Genomic DNA, 15,912 nt, shown 5'->3' on the forward strand with positions numbered 1-15,912 from the left:
GGATCAGCCTGTCATGCGCGCCAGTCGAGCGGGACGTGCCTGGAGCGGTCCCACGGCCGTTCCCACCCCGCGAAATGCAGGATCCGGTCGATCACGCCCGCCGTGAACCCCCAGACCAGGGCCGACGCGACAAGGAAAGCCGGACCCTGATGACCACTCGGGTGGAGGGCCGTCGCCCGGTTGGCCGGGTCCGTGAGATCGGCCACGGAGGCGGTGAAGACCCGGGCCGTCTCGCCGGGGTCGACGGCGCCCACCGGCGTGGGAGTGTGCCACCAGCCGAGAACCGGCGTCACGACGAAGTGGCTGACCGGAATGTAGAGCTTGGGCAGCACACCGAAGACCTGGACTCCCGACGGATCGAGCCCGGTCTCCTCCTCGGCCTCGCGCAGCGCCGCGCGCAGCGGTCCCGTGGTGGCCGGGTCGCCGTCGGCGGGGTCGAGGGAGCCGCCGGGGAACGAGGACTGTCCCGGATGCGAGCGGAGACTGCTCGCGCGCTCCATGAGCAGCAGCTCGGGGCCGCGCTCGCCCTCACCGAAGAGGACGAGGACGGCGGACTGCCGGCCGCCGCTCTTGGGCGGCAGGAATCTGCTGAGCTGTTCGGGCGCCACCGTCCGCGCGGCGTCCACGACAGGTGTCAGCCACTCGGGCAGCCCGTCGGTGGTGACGGTGACGGCTCTCTCGGCCGTCGTGTCGTCACAGGTCTCTTCAGCGCGCGTCATAGGCACCCCTGTCGTACAACGCCGGCCGTCTTCGGGATCGTTCCGCCCTCTCCCGGAATCAGCCACACGTGTACTGATGAGAGGGGCGCGGCGATGAAGGCACTGCCCGCCGTCCGGTCATTCCGGTCATGTCGTCCGGTCATTCCGTATCGCGCGTCATCCGGCGTCCGGCGCGGCGCCCAGCGGCGGGGCCGGTTTGCCCGGGTAGTCGGCGGGCGGACTGAGGCGCTGGCCCGGGTAGCCGCCCATCTCGTACTTCAGCAGCTTCTTGGCCTTCTCCGGGTCCGTCTCGCCCTCTCCGTAGGAGGGGCACAGATGCGCGATCGGACAGGCTCCGCAGGCGGGCTTCCGGGAGTGGCAGATACGGCGGCCGTGGAAGATCACCCGGTGCGAGAACATCGTCCACTCGCTCTTGGGGAAGATGGCGGCGATCTCCGCCTCGACCTTCTCCGCGTCCTGCTGCTCGGTCAGCTTCCACCGGCGGACCAGCCGGCCGAAGTGCGTGTCGACCGTGAGCCCGGGGACTCCGAAGGCGTTGCCCAACACCACGTTCGCCGTCTTGCGGCCCACGCCGGGCAGCTTCACCAGATCGGCCAGCCGGCCGGGGACCTCGCCGCCGAAGTCGTCGCGCAGGACGGTGGACAGGCCGATGAGGGACTTCGCCTTGGCCCGGAAGAAGCCGGTCGGCCGGATGACCTGCTCCAGTTCCTCGGGGACCGCCGCGGCCATGTCCTCGGGCGTGGGATACGCCGCGAACAGCGCGGGCGTGGTCTGGTTGACCCGCAGATCCGTCGTCTGGGCGGAGAGGACCGTCGCCACCAGCAGCTCGAAGGGGTTACGGAAGTCCAGCTCCGGGTGGGCGTACGGATAAACCTCGGCCAGCTCCCGATTGATCCGGCGCGCCCGGCGGACCATCGTCAGCCTCGACTCCGGTGTGGCGCCCGCCGACGGTTTGGCGCCGGCCGGCCGTTTCGCCGATTCGGTGGGCTGTTTCCCCGATGCGGCGAGCCGGGAATCCGAGGCCTCGCCCGTTGGACCTTTTGCGGCTTTTTTCGGTTTCGCCGGGGGCTGTTCGCCTACAGCGGAATCACGCTCTCCGGACACCCGTTCCGCCCCCTTGGCCTGCGCTCTCACCCGCGAATTGGACACCCGGCCAGCGTAGAGCCCAGCAGTGACATACGGCCGGGCCCCGGCCGACGACCACTCGATTCGGCCCCCAGGGCACTCTCCAGCACAGTTGTACGTCAAACTTGTGACTGATCGCATGTTTCATCAGGCGGTCAATGAGCCAGGCAACCGGAGGCCCCGCAGACGGTGAAGCAGCCGTGTGATCACGGGCCACCCGGAAAGACGCAGCACGTACGGCATCATGGGGATCACGGTCCCCTGAGCAGGTCGACAAGGAGAGAACACGTGGACGACGTTCTGCGGCGTGCCCCGCTCTTCGCGGCGCTCGACGACGAGCAGGCCTCGGAGCTGCGCGCATCGATGAGTGAAGCGACGCTCGCCCGCGGTGACGCTCTCTTCCACGAGGGCGACCCCGGCGACCGCCTCTATGTGGTCACTGAAGGCAAGGTCAAGCTGCACCGCACCTCCCCCGACGGCCGCGAGAACATGCTGGCGGTCCTGGGCCCCGGTGAGCTGATCGGCGAGCTGTCGCTGTTCGACCCCGGCCCGCGCACCGCCACGGCGAGCGCGCTCACCGAGGTCAAGCTTCTCGGCCTCGGCCACCCCGACCTCCAGCCCTGGCTGAACGCACGCCCGGAGGTGGCCACGGCCCTTCTGCGCGCCGTCGCCCGCAGGCTGCGCAAGACGAACGACCAGATGTCCGACCTGGTCTTCTCCGACGTTCCGGGCCGCGTGGCCCGCGCGCTCCTCGACCTGTCGCGCCGCTTCGGTGTGCAGTCGGAGGAGGGCATCCACGTCGTCCATGACCTGACCCAGGAAGAGCTGGCCCAGCTGGTCGGCGCGTCCCGGGAGACGGTCAACAAGGCCCTGGCCGACTTCGCGCAGCGCGGCTGGCTGCGGCTGGAAGCACGCGCCGTGATCCTGCTGGACGTGGAGCGCCTCGCGAAGCGTTCGCGCTGACCCTCGGTCCGCGCATTCGCGCTGCCCCTCGGTCCGGCCCTGTTCCCCTTCTCCGAACGCGGAAGGGGAACAGGGCCGGACGCCGTTCCGGGGCCGACGGGACCTCTGAAGCGGCTAGATGAGCCCGTGCTCGCTCAGGTACGCCAACTGCGCCCGTACGGACATCTCCGCCGCCGGCCAGAGCGACCTGTCCACCGCCGCGTAGACATGCGCCACCACCTCGGACGCGGTCCGGTGGCCGTCCTCGACCGCCGTTTCCACCTGGGCGAGACGGTTCGCGCGGTGGGCCAGGTAGAACTCGACCGCGCCCTGGGCGTCCTCCAGCACCGGGCCGTGGCCCGGGAGCACCGTATCGACACCGTCGTCGACCGTGAGCGAACGCAGGCGGCGGAGCGAGTCGAGGTAGTCGCCGAGGCGCCCGTCGGGGTGGGCCACGAGCGTCGTGCCCCGGCCGAGGACCGTGTCGCCGGTCAGGATCGCCCGGTCGGCGGGCAGGTGGAAGGAGAGCGAGTCGGCCGTGTGCCCCGGGGTGGGCACGACGCGCAGTTCGAGGCCGCCTGTCGTGATGACATCCCCGCCCGCCAGGCCCTCGTCGCCGAGCCGCAGCGCCGGGTCCAGGGCGCGGACGCCGGTACGCGTCAGGGCGGCGAAGCGCGCGGCGCCTTCCGCATGGTCCGCGTGGCCATGGGTGAGCAGGGTCAGCGCGATCCGCTTCCCGGCCCTCTCGGCGGTGGCGATGACCGCCTTGAGGTGTACGTCGTCCAGCGGGCCGGGGTCGATGACGACCGCGAGGCCGGAGTCCGGCTCGGAGACGATCCACGTGTTCGTGCCGTCCAGGGTCATCGGGGAGGCATTGGGCGCGAGGACGTTGACGGCACGCACGCTCGCGGCACCTGACAGCGCCCCGCCGCGCGGCTGGCCGGGCAGAGCGGCTGCGTCGGTCATCGCGGGCCTCCCTCGGAGCGTTGCCCAGAAGTCGAGTGGTGCACGGAAGCCGAGCGGTGCGCGGAAGCGGAAGCAGCCGGCTGAGCGGAACCAGCCGCTTCATCGGAACCAGCCGGTTCTGCCGGGGCGACCGCCCCGGCAGGATCGATTCGCTTGGTGAATTCGTCATGGCCAGGCCAGCTCAGAACCAGCTCCCCGCCCTCCAGCCGGGCCTCTGCCAGGACCGGCGCCAGATCGCGGCCTCCCGCTGCCGCGAGCGCCTCGGCGGCCGAGCCGTACGGTTCGAGGCCGCGCAGCGTCGAGACGGTCGGCGGCATCATCAGCAGCTCACCCCTGTCGTACGCCTCCCTCGCCTCCGCCGGCCTGATCCACACCGTCCGGTCCGCCTCCGTCGAGGCGTTCCGCGTCCGCTGGCCCGTGGGCAGCGCGGCTACGAAGAACCAGGTGTCGTAGCGGCGGGGCTCGAACTCCGGTGTGATCCAGCGGGCCCAGGCACCCAGCAGATCGCTGCGCAGTACGAGCCGCCGCCGGTCGAGGAAGTCCGCGAAGGACAGTTCGTGGCCGACCAGTGCGAGCCGGTCGGCCTCCCAGTCGTCGCCCGTGGTGTCGTCGACGACGGTTTCGGCGCTCTCCCCCGCGAGCAGGACGCCCGACTCCTCGTAGGTCTCCCGGACGGCCGCGCACACGATGGCCTGCGCCGAAGCGGCGTCGACACCGAGGCGGTGTGCCCATGCGTCACGGTCCGGGCCCGCCCAGCGGACGAGCCGGTCGTGGTCCCGCGGGTCGACGCCACCGCCGGGATAGACGTAGGCGCCCGCGGCGAAGGCCATGGACGCCTGCCGCCGCAGCATGTGGACAGCGGGACCTGAAGCGCCGCCGGGAGATCCGCCGGAAGCGGCGGCCGTCTCGTCCCTGAGGAGCATGACCGTCGCCGACCGGCGCGGAACCACCGCCGCGATCTCCCCCGCGGCAAGGGCGCGAATCCGCTCGGGCCATTCGGGCGGGTACCACTGACCATTGGGCATGGCCGGATGCTATGCGCTGACGCGCGGATGTTCGAGAGGCAGGTGGTGCGCGCCCCCCTGTCACGAATGGCGGTAACACGCCACAATCCGGCCCCATAAAAGAGAGATCCCGCGTGGTGCGTACGCACCACGCGGGATCTCCGTCACGCCTTCGGCGCTCAGTCCTCGGTCAGCTCCACCTGGATCTCGACTTCGACCGGCGCGTCCAGCGGCAGCACCGCGACGCCCACCGCGCTGCGCGCGTGCACGCCCTTGTCGCCGAGGGCCTGGCCGAGCAGCTCACTCGCACCGTTGATGACCCCGGGCTGGCCGGTGAAGTCCGCGGCGGAGGCGACGAAGCCCACGACCTTCACGACACGCGCGATGCGGTCCAGGTCGCCGACGACGGATTTCACGGCGGCCAGGGCGTTCAGCGCGCAGGTGCGCGCCAGCTCCTTGGCCTCCTCGGGGGTGACCTCGGCGCCGACCTTGCCGGTCACCGGGAGCTTGCCGTTCACCATCGGGAGCTGGCCCGAGGTGTAGACGTACAGGCCGGTCCGCACGGCGGGCTGGTACGACGCCAGCGGCGGTACGACCTCCGGCAGGCTCAGTCCCAGCTCGGCGAGGGCGCTCTCGACGGCCCCGGCAGCCTCACTCATGCGGACTTCTCCCGCTTCAGGTAGGCCACCAACTGCTCAGGGTTGTTCGGCCCGGGAACGACCTGGACGAGCTCCCAGCCGTCCTCGCCCCAGGTGTCCAGGATCTGCTTCGTCGCGTGCACGAGAAGCGGCACGGTCGCGTATTCCCACTTGGTCATGGACCCGACTGTATCCGTACCGCGTGGCAGCCTCGTGCGTAGCCCGTGGCCTTACTGGTTAGGCTCGAATGTGTGAGCAGGCTCCAGGTCGTCAGCGGCAAGGGCGGGACCGGTAAGACAACGGTCGCCGCCGCCCTCGCGCTCGCCCTCGCGACGGAGGGCAAGCGCACCCTCCTCGTCGAGGTCGAGGGCAGGCAAGGCATCGCGCAGCTCTTCGAGACGGAGGCACTTCCTTATGAGGAGCGCAAGATCGCTGTCGCCTCGGGCGGCGGTGAGGTGTACGCGCTGGCCATCGACGCCGAGCGCGCGCTCCTCGACTACCTCCAGATGTTCTACAAGCTGGGCAGCGCCGGCCGGGCGCTCAAGAAGATAGGCGCGATCGACTTCGCCACGACGATCGCGCCGGGCGTCAGGGACGTGCTGCTGACCGGCAAGGCGTGCGAGGCCGTGCGGCGCCGCGACAAGCAGGGGCGTTTCACGTACGACTACGTCGTGATGGACGCCCCGCCCACCGGCCGCATCACCCGCTTCCTGAACGTCAACGACGAGGTGGCCGGGCTCGCGAAGATCGGCCCGATACACAACCAGGCACAGGCCGTGATGCGCGTCCTGAAATCGCGGCAGACGGCGGTCCATCTGGTGACGCAGCTGGAGGAGATGCCGGTCCAGGAGACCGCGGACGGTGTGGCCGAGCTGCGGGCGGCCGAGCTGCCCGTCGGCAAGGTGATCGTGAACATGGTGCGCCCGCATCTCCTCGATGAGGCGGCCGTGAGCGCCGCGGCCGGCGGCCACCGCAAGGAGGTGGCCAAAGCGCTCGCGGCGGCCGGTCTGCCCGCGCCCACGAAGCTGGTGGGGCCGCTCCTCGAACAGGCCGCGGAGCACGCCCAGCGCGTGGAGCTGGAGCGCGAGCAGCGCGCCGTCCTCAGGAAGCTGGAGCTGCCCACGTACGAACTCCCCCTGCTCGGCGAGGGAATGGACCTTGCCGGTCTCTACAAGCTCGCGGGAGTGCTGCGCGACCTCGGGAAGGCCTCATGAAGCTGGACTCGGCGGCTGCCCCGCTGGAGATCGATCCGCTGCTCGACGACCCCGCCACGCGCATCATCGTGTGCTGCGGTTCCGGCGGGGTCGGCAAGACGACGACCGCGGCGGCTCTCGGGGTACGGGCGGCCGAGCGCGGCCGCAAGGTGGTCGTCCTCACCATCGACCCCGCGCGCAGGCTGGCCCAGTCGATGGGGATCGACTCCCTCGACAACACGCCCCGGCGGGTGCGGGGCGTCGAGGGCCCCGGTGAGCTGTACGCGATGATGCTCGACATGAAACGGACCTTCGACGAGATCGTCGAAGGTCACGCGGACAAGGACCGCGCACGCGCCATTCTGGAGAACCCCTTCTACCAGTCCCTGTCAGCCGGTTTCGCGGGCACGCAGGAGTACATGGCGATGGAGAAGCTGGGGCAGCTGCGGGCGCGTGACGAGTGGGATCTGATCGTGGTCGACACCCCTCCCTCGCGTTCGGCGCTGGACTTCCTGGACGCGCCGAAACGGCTCGGCTCCTTCCTCGACGGGAAGTTCATCAGGCTGCTGATGGCCCCTGCGAAGGTGGGCGGTCGCGCGGGGATGAAATTTCTGAACGTCGGTATGTCGATGATGACCGGCACGCTCGGGAAGCTGCTGGGCGGCCAATTCCTGCGTGATGTGCAGACGTTCGTGGCCGCGATGGACACGATGTTCGGCGGTTTCCGTACGCGCGCTGACGCGACGTACCGCTTGCTCCAGGCGCCGGGCACGGCCTTTCTCGTGGTGGCGGCCCCGGAGCGGGACGCGCTGCGTGAGGCGGCGTACTTCGTGGAACGGCTCGCGGCCGAGGGGATGCCTCTCGCGGGTCTCGTTCTCAACCGGGTGCACAGCAGCGGCGCCGCCCGGCTGTCGGCCGAGCGGGCGCAGGCCGCCGCGGAAAATCTTGAAGAGGGCCGCATTGTGGATCAGGAGCCCGGGAAAGCTCCTGTCGGTGACACCGCCGCGGCTGGTGACCCCGCCACCCCGGTGTACTCCTCTCCCGAAGCCACCGAGGTGCGGGCGGCCGGGGAGTCCGCGGACACCGGAGAAGCGGAAGAAATCACAGAAGCAGAAGCCGGATCCCCCGAGAGTCGGTCCTCCCAGCCGATGTCCCCCCCATCCGCATCTGTCGCAGATGCACCTTCAGTCACGCCCGCGCCGGAGACCTCTTCTGTCACAACCGTGGAACAACTGACGGCGGGGCTGCTGCACCTTCACGCCGAGCGCATGCAGGTGCTCGCGCATGAGCGGCGCACGCGCGACCGCTTCACCTCACTGCACCCCGAGGTCGCGGTGACCGACGTGCCCGCCCTGCCGGGAGACGTGCACGACCTGGCGGGACTCAGGGCGATCGGCGAGCGCCTGGCGACCGGCCGTTCCACGGGCTGACCAGCGCGGATTGGCCGCTCCCGCCAGCAGAACCGATTCAGCAGAAGGGCGTCGAAAAGGCGTGCGGGAGCCTGGCGGCGCGACCGGCCAGGCCGCAACAGCGCTGGCGGGAGGCGCACTTCGACGCTGGACAAGCATGATCACCGGCAGGTCCTCACCGGACCACCAACCGAAGCGTCACCGCCGCCACCGCCGCGCCTCGCGGGCGCGGAGTGCTACCCGACGGCCGCGTACGTCTCGTACGTCTCGTCGTCCTCCAAGCCCACGGGAAGAATGCCCACGCTCCGCTCGTACTCCGTACGAGCCGTCTCAAGCAGCCGCCGCCACGATGTGACGGTGGGCCGCCTGCGCAGAAGCGCGCGGCGTTCCCGCTCGGTCATCCCACCCCACACGCCGAATTCGACGTGGTTGTCCAGCGCGTCGGCCAGGCATTCGGTCCGCACCGGACATCCGGTGCACACCGCCTTGGCCCTGTTCTGCGCTGCACCTTGAACGAACAGATCATCCGGATCGGTAGTGCGGCAGGCTGCCTGCGCACTCCAGTCGGTAACCCAGCCCATGCCGGCGCCGTCCTCTCCCGAATCGAGGCTCCCCCACGGCGGAAGCGGCATATTCACCGCTGCCAGTTGAGGACGTTACGGAAGGTGCGCACAGCGCAACACCCCCCTCGGGCCCAATCTTGAATGGCCCGAACGGACTATGCGTACGCGGCAGATCACCCAGAGGAGTGAGCCGAGGACATAGAGGAGCAACCCGACAGAGTGGGGCAGTTCAACCACTTCGGAACGGACAATGACGGTCGTACAGCATCAATTCGGACACGACTTTCCGGTGGTTCGGGTTCACCGGGTGTTCATGTCGGAGAGAGGGCAGTGCGTGAGGCCGGGAGGAAATGCGAAAGGGGGGTGCGGAAAAGGTGCGGAAGAGGACCGGGACAGCGACTCGGACCTTGATGCACGCGTGATGCACGACCGCGCTCTTGTGACAGCTGAGTGCAGCTTAGGCCAGAGCATTGACGTGTGTCCCGCAAATGAGAACGTAGGCTGCCCCTATGCCAAAGAAGCGCTCGGGCGGGGGTCTGACCGGGACCCAGCAGGCCGCCAAGTTCCTCGGTGTCAGTGTGCTCGCGGGAGCGGTGCTGGCAGGAATCGCCCTTCCCGCCGCCGGAGCCCTGGGGCTCGCGGCCAAGGGCACGGTCCAGGGCTTCGACGAAATCCCGGCCAACCTCAAGACCCCTCCGCTGAGTCAGCGCACGTCGATCCTGGACTCGCAGGGCGGCCGGATCGCCACGGTCTACTCGCGCGACCGCACCGTCGTGCCGCTCAAGGACATCTCTCCGTACATGCAGAAGGCGATCGTCGCGATCGAGGACTCCCGCTTCTACGAGCACGGAGCGATCGACCTCAAGGGCGTGTTGCGCGCGATCAACCGCAACGCCCAGGAGGGCGGCGTCGCACAGGGCGCCTCGACGCTGACACAGCAGTACGTGAAGAACGTCTTCGTGGAAGAGGCCGGCGACGACCCGGACAAGGTCGCCCAGGCCGTCGCGCAGACGCCGGGCCGCAAGATCCAGGAACTCAAATACGCGATCCAGGTCGAGGAGGAGCTCGGTAAGAAGAAAATCCTTGAGAACTACCTGAACATCACCTTCTTCGGGCAGCAGGCCTACGGTGTCGAGGCGGCGTCCCAGCGCTACTTCTCCAAGCCGGCCAAGGACCTGAAGCTGGAGGAGGCGGCGATGCTGGCGGGCACCGTCCAGTCGCCGAGCCGCTACGACCCCGTCAACAACGTGGAAGAGGCGACCAAGCGGCGCAACACCGTGCTGCAGCGGATGGCCGCCGTCAAGGACATCTCCCAGGCGGAAGCCGACCGCGCCATCGCCACCCCGATCAAGCTCGATGTGAGCAAGCCGAAGAACGGCTGCATCACGGCGGTCAGCGGGGCGGGCTTCTTCTGCGACTACGTACGCCAGGCCTTCCTGAACAGCCCGGTCTACGGCAAGACCCGCGAAGAGCGCGCCAAGGTCTGGAATCAGGGCGGTCTGACCATCCGCACGACGCTGGACCCGAAGGCGCAGGCCTCGACGCAGGAGTCGATCAAGGCCCACGTCAACCAGAGCGACACGGTCGCCACGGCCGTCACCCTCGTCGAGCCGGGCACCGGCAAGATCCTCGGCATGGGTCAGTCGAAGCCGTACGGCTTCGGCAAGGACGAGACGCAGATCAACTTCTCGGTCAACCACGACATGGGCGGCTCCAACTACGGCTTCCCGACGGGGTCGACCTTCAAGCCCTTCCTCGCGACGGCCGCCATCGAGCGCGGCGTACCGGCGACTCAGGTCTACCCGTCGCCGTACAAGATGCCGTACCCGCAGTCGATCGCGACCTGCGGCGGCAAGCCGTGGGTCAACGTGGAGGGGGCCGAGGCCGAGAACGAGAACGAGTCCGAGAAGGGGCCGTACTCGCTCAAGGAGGCCATGGCCAAGTCGATCAACACCTACTTCGTACAGATGATCGGACAGGTCGGCCTCTGCCCGGTGACGGAGACGATCGACAAGCTCGGCGTCGTCCAGGGCGACGGCAAGAAGCTCCCGGAGTCACCGTCCGCGCTCACCCTGGGCTCGCAGGGCATCGCGCCGCTGACGATGGCCACGGCGTACGCGGCTTTCGCGGACCGCGGTATGTACTGCACCCCGATCGCCATCGAGGCGATCACGGGCCCGGACAAGAAGCCGATGCCGGTACCGAAGTCGAAGTGCAGCCGCGCGATGCCCGAGACCACCGCCGACACGATCAACACCCTGCTGAAGGGCGTGGTCGACTCGGGTACCGGTGACAAGGCGGGTCTGACGAGCCGCGACAACGCGGGCAAGACGGGTACGACGGACGAGCGGAAGAACGCGTGGTTCGTCGGCTACACCCCGAACATGTCCGGCGCGGTCTGGGTCGGCAGCGCCTCCCAGCAGGTCGAGATGCAGAACATCACGATCGGCGGCGTTTACCACGACCTGGTCTTCGGTGGTGACACTCCGGGACCGATCTGGCGGGACGCCATGAACGGCGCGCTGGACGGCAAGGAGGCTCCCGGCTTCACGACCGTGAACATCCCGGACGCGCCGAAGGGCGGCAAGGACCACGGAAAGCCGGGCGACGGCGGCGACAACCAGGCCGGGCAGGGCGACCCGGGCGACGGAAAGCCCGGTGGCGACGGCGGCCGGAACGGCGGGGGCAGGCCGGGCCCCGGCGGCATCTCGCTCCCGCCCGGCTGGGGCGGCGACGGCGGAGGCGACGGCGGCGGGATCTTCCCGTAACGACCGCCTGCGTTCCGGTAACGACCGTCGACAACTGAAAACGCGAAGGCGCCCGGCTGGTCATATGACCGGCCGGGCGCCTCCGCGTCACCCTCAGGGCATCATCCGGCGAGGAGCCGCTTCACGGCGGCGGCGACGCGGCCGCCCTCGGCGAGACCCGCCACCTTCGGCTTCACGATCTTCATGACGGCGCCCATCGCGCGCGGTCCCTCGGCGCCGCCCGCCTTCGCCTCCTCGACGGCCTGCGCGACGATCGCGTCCAGCTCCTCGTCACTCAGCTGCTGCGGCAGGTAGGCGTCGAGCAGGACGCCCTCCGCCCTCTCACGCTCGGCCTGCTCGGTCCGCCCGCCCTGCGCGAACGCCTCGGCGGCCTCACGGCGCTTCTTCGCCTCCCTGGCGATCACCTTCTGCACCTCGTCGTCGGAGAGCTCGCGCGCCGTCTCGCCCGAGACCTCCTCCTTGGAGATCGCGGAGAGGGTCAGCCGGAGCGTGGCGGAGCGCAGCTCGTCGCGTGCCCTGATGGAGTCGGTGAGGTCGTTGTGCAGCTTGGTCTTGAGGCTGGTCATGGGGCAAGTGTGGCAGGTACACCGCCGTACCCGCCCACGGATTTCCCACCCGGCTTCTCTGCGGCTTCCCACCCGCATTCCCCTCTGGTTTCCCATCCGGGCGGAGCCGTACGCCCCCGGTACGGCGCCCCGCCGGACGCCCGCACACCCTCACGTACCGCGTACGACGTCCGGCAGGACGTCTGCGACGATGGGCAGATGCGCGCACGCTACGGAGTACCCCTGTCCATCGCGGCGGTCGGCGCCGCGGGTATCGCCTACGCAGCCGGGTTCGAAGCCCGCTCATTCCGGCTCCGGCGGGTCACCGTGCCCGTGCTGCCGCCCGGCATGCGCGATCTGCGCGTCCTCCAGGTGTCCGACATCCACATGGTGAGCGGACAGCTCAAGAAGCAGCGCTGGCTCCAGTCGCTGGCCGGCCTGCGCCCCGATTTCGTGGTCAACACCGGCGACAACCTCTCCGACCCGGAGGGCGTCCCCGAGGTGCTGGACGCGCTGGGCCCGCTGATGGAGTTCCCGGGCGTCTACGTCTTCGGCTCGAACGACTACTACGGCCCCAAGCTGCGCAACCCGGCCCGCTACCTCCTTGAGAAGGCCCAGGGCCGCCACGGCCTCAACGGCAACGCCCCGGCCGTCGCCGCCATCCACAACCCGTGGGAGCCGATGCGCGACGCCTTCGACTCGGCGGGCTGGATCGGCCTCACGAACACCCGCGGCCGGCTCAAGCTCGACGGCCTGGAACTCGCCTTCACCGGCGTCGACGACCCCCACATCAAGCGGGACAGGTACGAGAGGGTCGCGGGCGGGCCCGAATCGGACGCGGACTTCTCCATCGGCGTGGTCCACGCCCCGTACCTGCGCGCCCTGGACTCCTTCACGGCCGACGGCTACCCCCTGATCCTGGCGGGCCACACCCACGGCGGGCAGTTGTGCATCCCCTTCTACGGCGCCCTGGTCACCAACTGCGACCTGGACACAGACCGCGTCAAGGGCCTCTCGACCCACCGCGCCGACGGCCACACGTCCTACCTGCACGTCTCAGCTGGCTGCGGCACGAACCGCTACACCCCCGTCCGCTTCGCCTGCCCCCCGGAAGCCACGCTGCTCACCCTGACCGCCCGCCCCTGACCACCCCCACGCCTCACCGCCCCGGCCGCCCCCGGCACCCCCGAAACCGGATTTCGTCTCCGGCGAGCGGTGGGCTAAAGTAATCGATGTCGCCGGGACAATGGGCGGCATCGGGGTGTAGCGCAGCTTGGTAGCGCGCTTCGTTCGGGACGAAGAGGTCGTGGGTTCAAATCCCGCCACCCCGACACAGGCCAGAGGCCCATTCGCTTGATTGCGAATGGGCCTCCGTCGTGCCCAGGGGCCAAACAGGGGGCCAGAGGCTCCTGATCAGCCCTCTCCGTCACCGGGGCCGGACTCGAATCCAAACATCCCGTCCATGACCTCCGTCCGCCCCCTGCGTGATCACGGGACGGAGCTGCTTGCGGTAGACGGCCTCCGTCGTCGCCTGGCTGCTGTGTCCCACAAGCATCGCGCTCCGCTCCAGCGGGATGCCGTGGTCCGAGAGCAGTGACACGAAGCTGTGCCGGAGTTCCCGAGGGGTCCACTCGGGGTCAGGTCTTGGTCGACTCCTCCCCGGCGCGCAATCTCCGATGGGCGGTGTCGGGCCCCACCCGTCCAGCCAGGAAGACGCCCGGATCCGGGCAGCGAGATCAGGCGGTGCCGGGGCGATCGCGAAGTCAGATCAGTCCGTCTCGCATCCGAGTCTTGATCGTGCCCAGGGCCGTACCCAGCCGTTCGGTGCTCTCCGGGTAGATACAGCCGTCGTACCAGGTGCCATGGGGCCCACCGAGACATCGCGCCCAGTGTTGCCGAGAATCCGCGAGGCTGCGGTTACGTGCGCGACCCGCTTCGTCCGTGAGCGAGAAGGCGCCCAAGATCTCCGTGCAAGCGGAAGACCACCCGGCAGCCGCGTTCATGGCCGACCAGGGCAGGACAGCGAGTTTGGCTGTCCTGTGGGCCGGAAGGCCGCCATCAGACGGAACCGCGGACGGTTGAGACGGTCTTCGCCAGTGGCGAGGGAGGAGCTGAGAGGGCTGCCGGCGCACGGGACGGGGTCAGCACAGGGCAGTCCGGGACATTTCCGTACCGGCAGGACTGCACCCTGCACCTCTGCGAACAACTGGGCTGTCAAGGACGCGTAGAGAGCCTGTACGGTTCACCACGGTGTGCCGGGAAGTCTGGTCGGCGAGCAAGGGGATCCGCTCCAAGGATCTCCGGCTCAGAGCTCTGCCGATCGGGGGCCTGATCTCGTGGTACTCATCGCCGTATTCGGTGTCGCCCTGCTGGTGGCGGTCCTGTTGTCCGGACTCGCCGCCCGTACTGTGCTCTCCACCTCGTTCCTCTTCCTCGCCGGCGGCGCTCTTGTCAGCGACGGCGCCCTCGGGCTGATCCACATCACGCCGGACAGCGGCATCGTGTCCGTAACCGCCGATCTCGCACTCTTCGCCGTGCTGTTCACCGATGGCATGCACGTGTCCTTCCCCGCGCTGCGTCGCGCCTGGAGGAACCCGGCACGCGCACTGGGCCTGGGCATGCCACTCGCGTTTGTCTTCATGGCACTGGTGACCCACTACCTCGTGGGACTGGACTGGACGACGTCGTTCCTGGTCGGTGCCGTACTGGCACCGACCGACCCGGTGTTCGCCTCGGCGATCGTGGGGCGCAAGGAGGTGCCGGCCCGGCTGCGCCAGCTGCTGAACGTGGAAAGCGGCGTGAACGACGGGCTCGCCCTGCCTGTCGTGCTGCTGTTGATCGCCGCCGCAGGCCCGGTGGCAGGTGCCCACGCGGAGGCGTCACCTTCGAAGATCGGTGTCGAGCTGGCTCTCGGTCTGGTCCTGGGCGTCGTGATCCCGCTCGTCATCAACGCCGTCACCCGGCTCCCGCTGCTCGGGGCGGAGCCCAAACTACAGCCGCTGCTGCCGCTGGCCACCGGCATCACGCTCTACGCCCTGTGCCATCTGACCGACGCCAACCCCTACCTCGCCGCGTTCTCCGCCGGCGCGGTCCTCGCCTCCGTATCCCCCGAGGCCAAACGCGCCTTCGAACCCCTCGGCGAATCGCTCGCCGAACTGGCCAAGTTCGCCGCGCTGTTGGTTTTCGGCGCGCTGCTCACCCCGCGTCTCTTCGGGGATCTCCCGCTCGGCGGGTATGTGGCCGTGGTGCTGGCGATCGTGGTCATCCGCCCGGCGTCCCTGCTGCTCTCCCTGATCGGGACAGGGATCGACCGACGGGAAAAGCTGGCCGCGGCCTGGTTCGGGCCGAAGGGCTTCGCTTCTGTGGTCTACGGGCTGCTGGTGCTCCAGTCAGGTATTCCGCACGCCGAGCAGGCGTACACGCTCGTCGCCGTGTGCATCGCCTTCTCGATCGTTGCGCACAGCAGCACCGATGTGCCGGTTGCCCGTATGTTCCACGTCAATGACCTCGTGGGAATCCCGGATGCCGACGATGACCCCGAGGACAGCCAGCGCCGGCAAAAGGGAGACGACCTTGCGCGCACGTGATCTCGCAGCGGAGTACGAGACGGTCCTGATCGACAGCGACGCTCTGGACGCCGCCCGCCTGATGGCGGAACAGAAACTGCCTGCCCTGATGGTGGTGGACCGGGCGGGAGCCCCCGTGGCGGTCCTGCCCGCGTCACAGCTGGTCAAGGTACTCGTGCCTGCCTACGTGATCGAGGACCCCACCCTCGCCGCGGTCATCGACGAGAAGCACGCCGACCGGTTGGGCCACGCTCTGGCCGGCCGGAGCGTGGGCGACTGCCTCCCCGCCAAGGCCGGCCCACCGCCCGTCGCCGCCCCCGAAGACACCGCCCTGGAAGTCGCCGCCCTGATGGCTCAGGCCCACAGCCCCCTCGTGGCGGTGGCCGAAAAGGACGAGCGGGGCACCCGTCTGCTGGGGGTGATCACCGCCTCCCACCTGCTCCATCAGCTTATTGAAAACCCCTAGTTGGAGAC

General features: G+C 69.3%; 15 protein-coding genes, 1 tRNA gene and 1 pseudogene. 8 read left to right on the forward strand and 9 right to left on the reverse strand.

Going from position 1 to position 15,912, the window contains the following annotated elements; genetic code table 11:
• Window positions 1-11: 11 nt before the first annotated feature.
• Both ACIP6N_RS21690 and nth read right to left on the reverse strand, forming a co-directional pair.
• Window positions 12-719 (reverse strand): NUDIX hydrolase, encoded by a 708-nt coding sequence (locus ACIP6N_RS21690; protein WP_401817684.1) that lies wholly within the window; start codon window positions 717-719, stop codon window positions 12-14.
• A 156-nt stretch (window positions 720-875) separates the two neighbouring features.
• Window positions 876-1,868 (reverse strand): endonuclease III, encoded by a 993-nt coding sequence (gene nth, locus ACIP6N_RS21695; protein WP_401817686.1) that lies wholly within the window; start codon window positions 1,866-1,868, stop codon window positions 876-878.
• Between the two features lie 264 nt (window positions 1,869-2,132).
• Between nth and ACIP6N_RS21700 the strand changes: the two genes are divergently transcribed.
• The gene (locus ACIP6N_RS21700) at window positions 2,133-2,807 is read left to right on the forward strand and encodes a Crp/Fnr family transcriptional regulator (RefSeq protein WP_401817688.1); all 675 of its coding nucleotides are present in this window, start codon (window positions 2,133-2,135) and stop codon (window positions 2,805-2,807) included.
• Between the two features lie 114 nt (window positions 2,808-2,921).
• Here ACIP6N_RS21700 and ACIP6N_RS21705 read toward each other — a convergent pair whose 3' ends face one another.
• The 4 genes from ACIP6N_RS21705 to ACIP6N_RS21720 all read right to left on the reverse strand — a co-directional run bounded on the left by ACIP6N_RS21705 (window position 2,922) and on the right by ACIP6N_RS21720 (window position 5,573).
• Window positions 2,922-3,752 (reverse strand): MBL fold metallo-hydrolase, encoded by an 831-nt coding sequence (locus tag ACIP6N_RS21705; protein ID WP_401817691.1) that lies wholly within the window; start codon window positions 3,750-3,752, stop codon window positions 2,922-2,924.
• On the reverse strand, window positions 3,749-4,777 hold the full coding sequence (locus ACIP6N_RS21710; RefSeq protein WP_401817693.1) for an NUDIX hydrolase: 1,029 nt from the start codon (window positions 4,775-4,777) through the stop codon (window positions 3,749-3,751). The genes ACIP6N_RS21705 and ACIP6N_RS21710 overlap by 4 nt, the downstream gene beginning before the upstream one ends.
• Before the next feature lie 158 nt (window positions 4,778-4,935).
• Window positions 4,936-5,415, reverse strand: coding sequence for a RidA family protein (locus tag ACIP6N_RS21715; RefSeq protein WP_401817694.1), 480 nt, complete (start codon window positions 5,413-5,415; stop codon window positions 4,936-4,938).
• Window positions 5,412-5,573: a DUF4177 domain-containing protein gene (locus ACIP6N_RS21720; RefSeq protein WP_075033571.1), complete on the reverse strand. Its 162-nt coding sequence runs from the start codon at window positions 5,571-5,573 to the stop codon at window positions 5,412-5,414. The genes ACIP6N_RS21715 and ACIP6N_RS21720 overlap by 4 nt, the downstream gene beginning before the upstream one ends.
• Before the next feature lie 72 nt (window positions 5,574-5,645).
• Here ACIP6N_RS21720 and ACIP6N_RS21725 point away from each other — a divergent pair, with 72 nt between their 5' ends.
• Together ACIP6N_RS21725 and ACIP6N_RS21730 are read left to right on the forward strand one after the other, a co-directional pair.
• Window positions 5,646-6,608 (forward strand): ArsA family ATPase, encoded by a 963-nt coding sequence (locus ACIP6N_RS21725; protein ID WP_401817697.1) that lies wholly within the window; start codon window positions 5,646-5,648, stop codon window positions 6,606-6,608.
• Window positions 6,605-8,017, forward strand: coding sequence for an ArsA-related P-loop ATPase (locus ACIP6N_RS21730; RefSeq protein WP_401817699.1), 1,413 nt, complete (start codon window positions 6,605-6,607; stop codon window positions 8,015-8,017). The genes ACIP6N_RS21725 and ACIP6N_RS21730 overlap by 4 nt, the downstream gene beginning before the upstream one ends.
• A gap of 215 nt (window positions 8,018-8,232) precedes the next feature.
• Here the strand turns inward: ACIP6N_RS21730 and ACIP6N_RS21735 are convergent, their stop codons facing one another.
• Entirely contained in the window at window positions 8,233-8,577 is a 345-nt protein-coding gene (locus ACIP6N_RS21735) for a WhiB family transcriptional regulator (protein ID WP_401817701.1), read from the reverse strand.
• Between the two features lie 491 nt (window positions 8,578-9,068).
• Between ACIP6N_RS21735 and ACIP6N_RS21740 the strand changes: the two genes are divergently transcribed.
• Complete coding sequence (locus ACIP6N_RS21740; RefSeq protein WP_401817702.1) at window positions 9,069-11,327, forward strand: transglycosylase domain-containing protein; 2,259 nt, start codon at window positions 9,069-9,071, stop codon at window positions 11,325-11,327.
• 101 nt (window positions 11,328-11,428) lie between these two features.
• Here the strand turns inward: ACIP6N_RS21740 and ACIP6N_RS21745 are convergent, their stop codons facing one another.
• Window positions 11,429-11,893, reverse strand: coding sequence for a GatB/YqeY domain-containing protein (locus ACIP6N_RS21745; RefSeq protein WP_401817705.1), 465 nt, complete (start codon window positions 11,891-11,893; stop codon window positions 11,429-11,431).
• A gap of 198 nt (window positions 11,894-12,091) precedes the next feature.
• Here ACIP6N_RS21745 and ACIP6N_RS21750 point away from each other — a divergent pair, with 198 nt between their 5' ends.
• On the forward strand, window positions 12,092-13,018 hold the full coding sequence (locus tag ACIP6N_RS21750; RefSeq protein WP_401817708.1) for a metallophosphoesterase: 927 nt from the start codon (window positions 12,092-12,094) through the stop codon (window positions 13,016-13,018).
• A gap of 111 nt (window positions 13,019-13,129) precedes the next feature.
• Window positions 13,130-13,203 (forward strand) — tRNA-Pro (locus tag ACIP6N_RS21755).
• A 95-nt stretch (window positions 13,204-13,298) separates the two neighbouring features.
• On the opposite strand, the pseudogene ACIP6N_RS21760 reads toward ACIP6N_RS21755, so the two are convergent.
• Window positions 13,299-13,505 (reverse strand): annotated as a pseudogene (locus tag ACIP6N_RS21760) (hypothetical protein); the annotation flags it as partial.
• Window positions 13,506-14,208: 703 nt separating this feature from the next.
• Between ACIP6N_RS21760 and ACIP6N_RS21765 the strand changes: the two are divergent.
• Window positions 14,209-15,459 carry a cation:proton antiporter gene (locus ACIP6N_RS21765; protein WP_401817710.1) on the forward strand — a complete coding sequence of 417 codons (1,251 nt, stop codon included), beginning with the start codon at window positions 14,209-14,211 and terminating at the stop codon, window positions 15,457-15,459.
• On the forward strand, window positions 15,446-15,904 hold the full coding sequence (locus ACIP6N_RS21770) for a CBS domain-containing protein (protein ID WP_401817712.1): 459 nt from the start codon (window positions 15,446-15,448) through the stop codon (window positions 15,902-15,904). The genes ACIP6N_RS21765 and ACIP6N_RS21770 overlap by 14 nt, the downstream gene beginning before the upstream one ends.
• Window positions 15,905-15,912 lie beyond the last annotated feature (8 nt).

The sequence above is a fragment of the Streptomyces sp. NPDC088725 genome (assembly GCF_044751305.1).
In the GTDB taxonomy this organism is placed as follows: Bacteria; Actinomycetota; Actinomycetes; order Streptomycetales; family Streptomycetaceae; genus Streptomyces.

What these genes read in the sequence shown, in the direction of transcription:
- ACIP6N_RS21690 (WP_401817684.1), bottom strand. Translation starts at nt 719, where the DNA reads ATGACGCGCGCTGAAGAGACCTGTGACGACACGACGGCCGAGAGAGCC.
- ACIP6N_RS21705 (WP_401817691.1), bottom strand. Translation starts at nt 3,752, where the DNA reads ATGACCGACGCAGCCGCTCTGCCCGGCCAGCCGCGCGGCGGGGCGCTG.
- ACIP6N_RS21710 (WP_401817693.1), bottom strand. Translation starts at nt 4,777, where the DNA reads ATGCCCAATGGTCAGTGGTACCCGCCCGAATGGCCCGAGCGGATTCGC.
- ACIP6N_RS21715 (WP_401817694.1), bottom strand. Translation starts at nt 5,415, where the DNA reads ATGAGTGAGGCTGCCGGGGCCGTCGAGAGCGCCCTCGCCGAGCTGGGA.
- ACIP6N_RS21720 (WP_075033571.1), bottom strand. Translation starts at nt 5,573, where the DNA reads ATGACCAAGTGGGAATACGCGACCGTGCCGCTTCTCGTGCACGCGACG.
- ACIP6N_RS21730 (WP_401817699.1), top strand. Translation starts at nt 6,605, where the DNA reads ATGAAGCTGGACTCGGCGGCTGCCCCGCTGGAGATCGATCCGCTGCTC.
- ACIP6N_RS21735 (WP_401817701.1), bottom strand. Translation starts at nt 8,577, where the DNA reads ATGGGCTGGGTTACCGACTGGAGTGCGCAGGCAGCCTGCCGCACTACC.
- ACIP6N_RS21740 (WP_401817702.1), top strand. Translation starts at nt 9,069, where the DNA reads ATGCCAAAGAAGCGCTCGGGCGGGGGTCTGACCGGGACCCAGCAGGCC.
- ACIP6N_RS21745 (WP_401817705.1), bottom strand. Translation starts at nt 11,893, where the DNA reads ATGACCAGCCTCAAGACCAAGCTGCACAACGACCTCACCGACTCCATC.
- ACIP6N_RS21750 (WP_401817708.1), top strand. Translation starts at nt 12,092, where the DNA reads ATGCGCGCACGCTACGGAGTACCCCTGTCCATCGCGGCGGTCGGCGCC.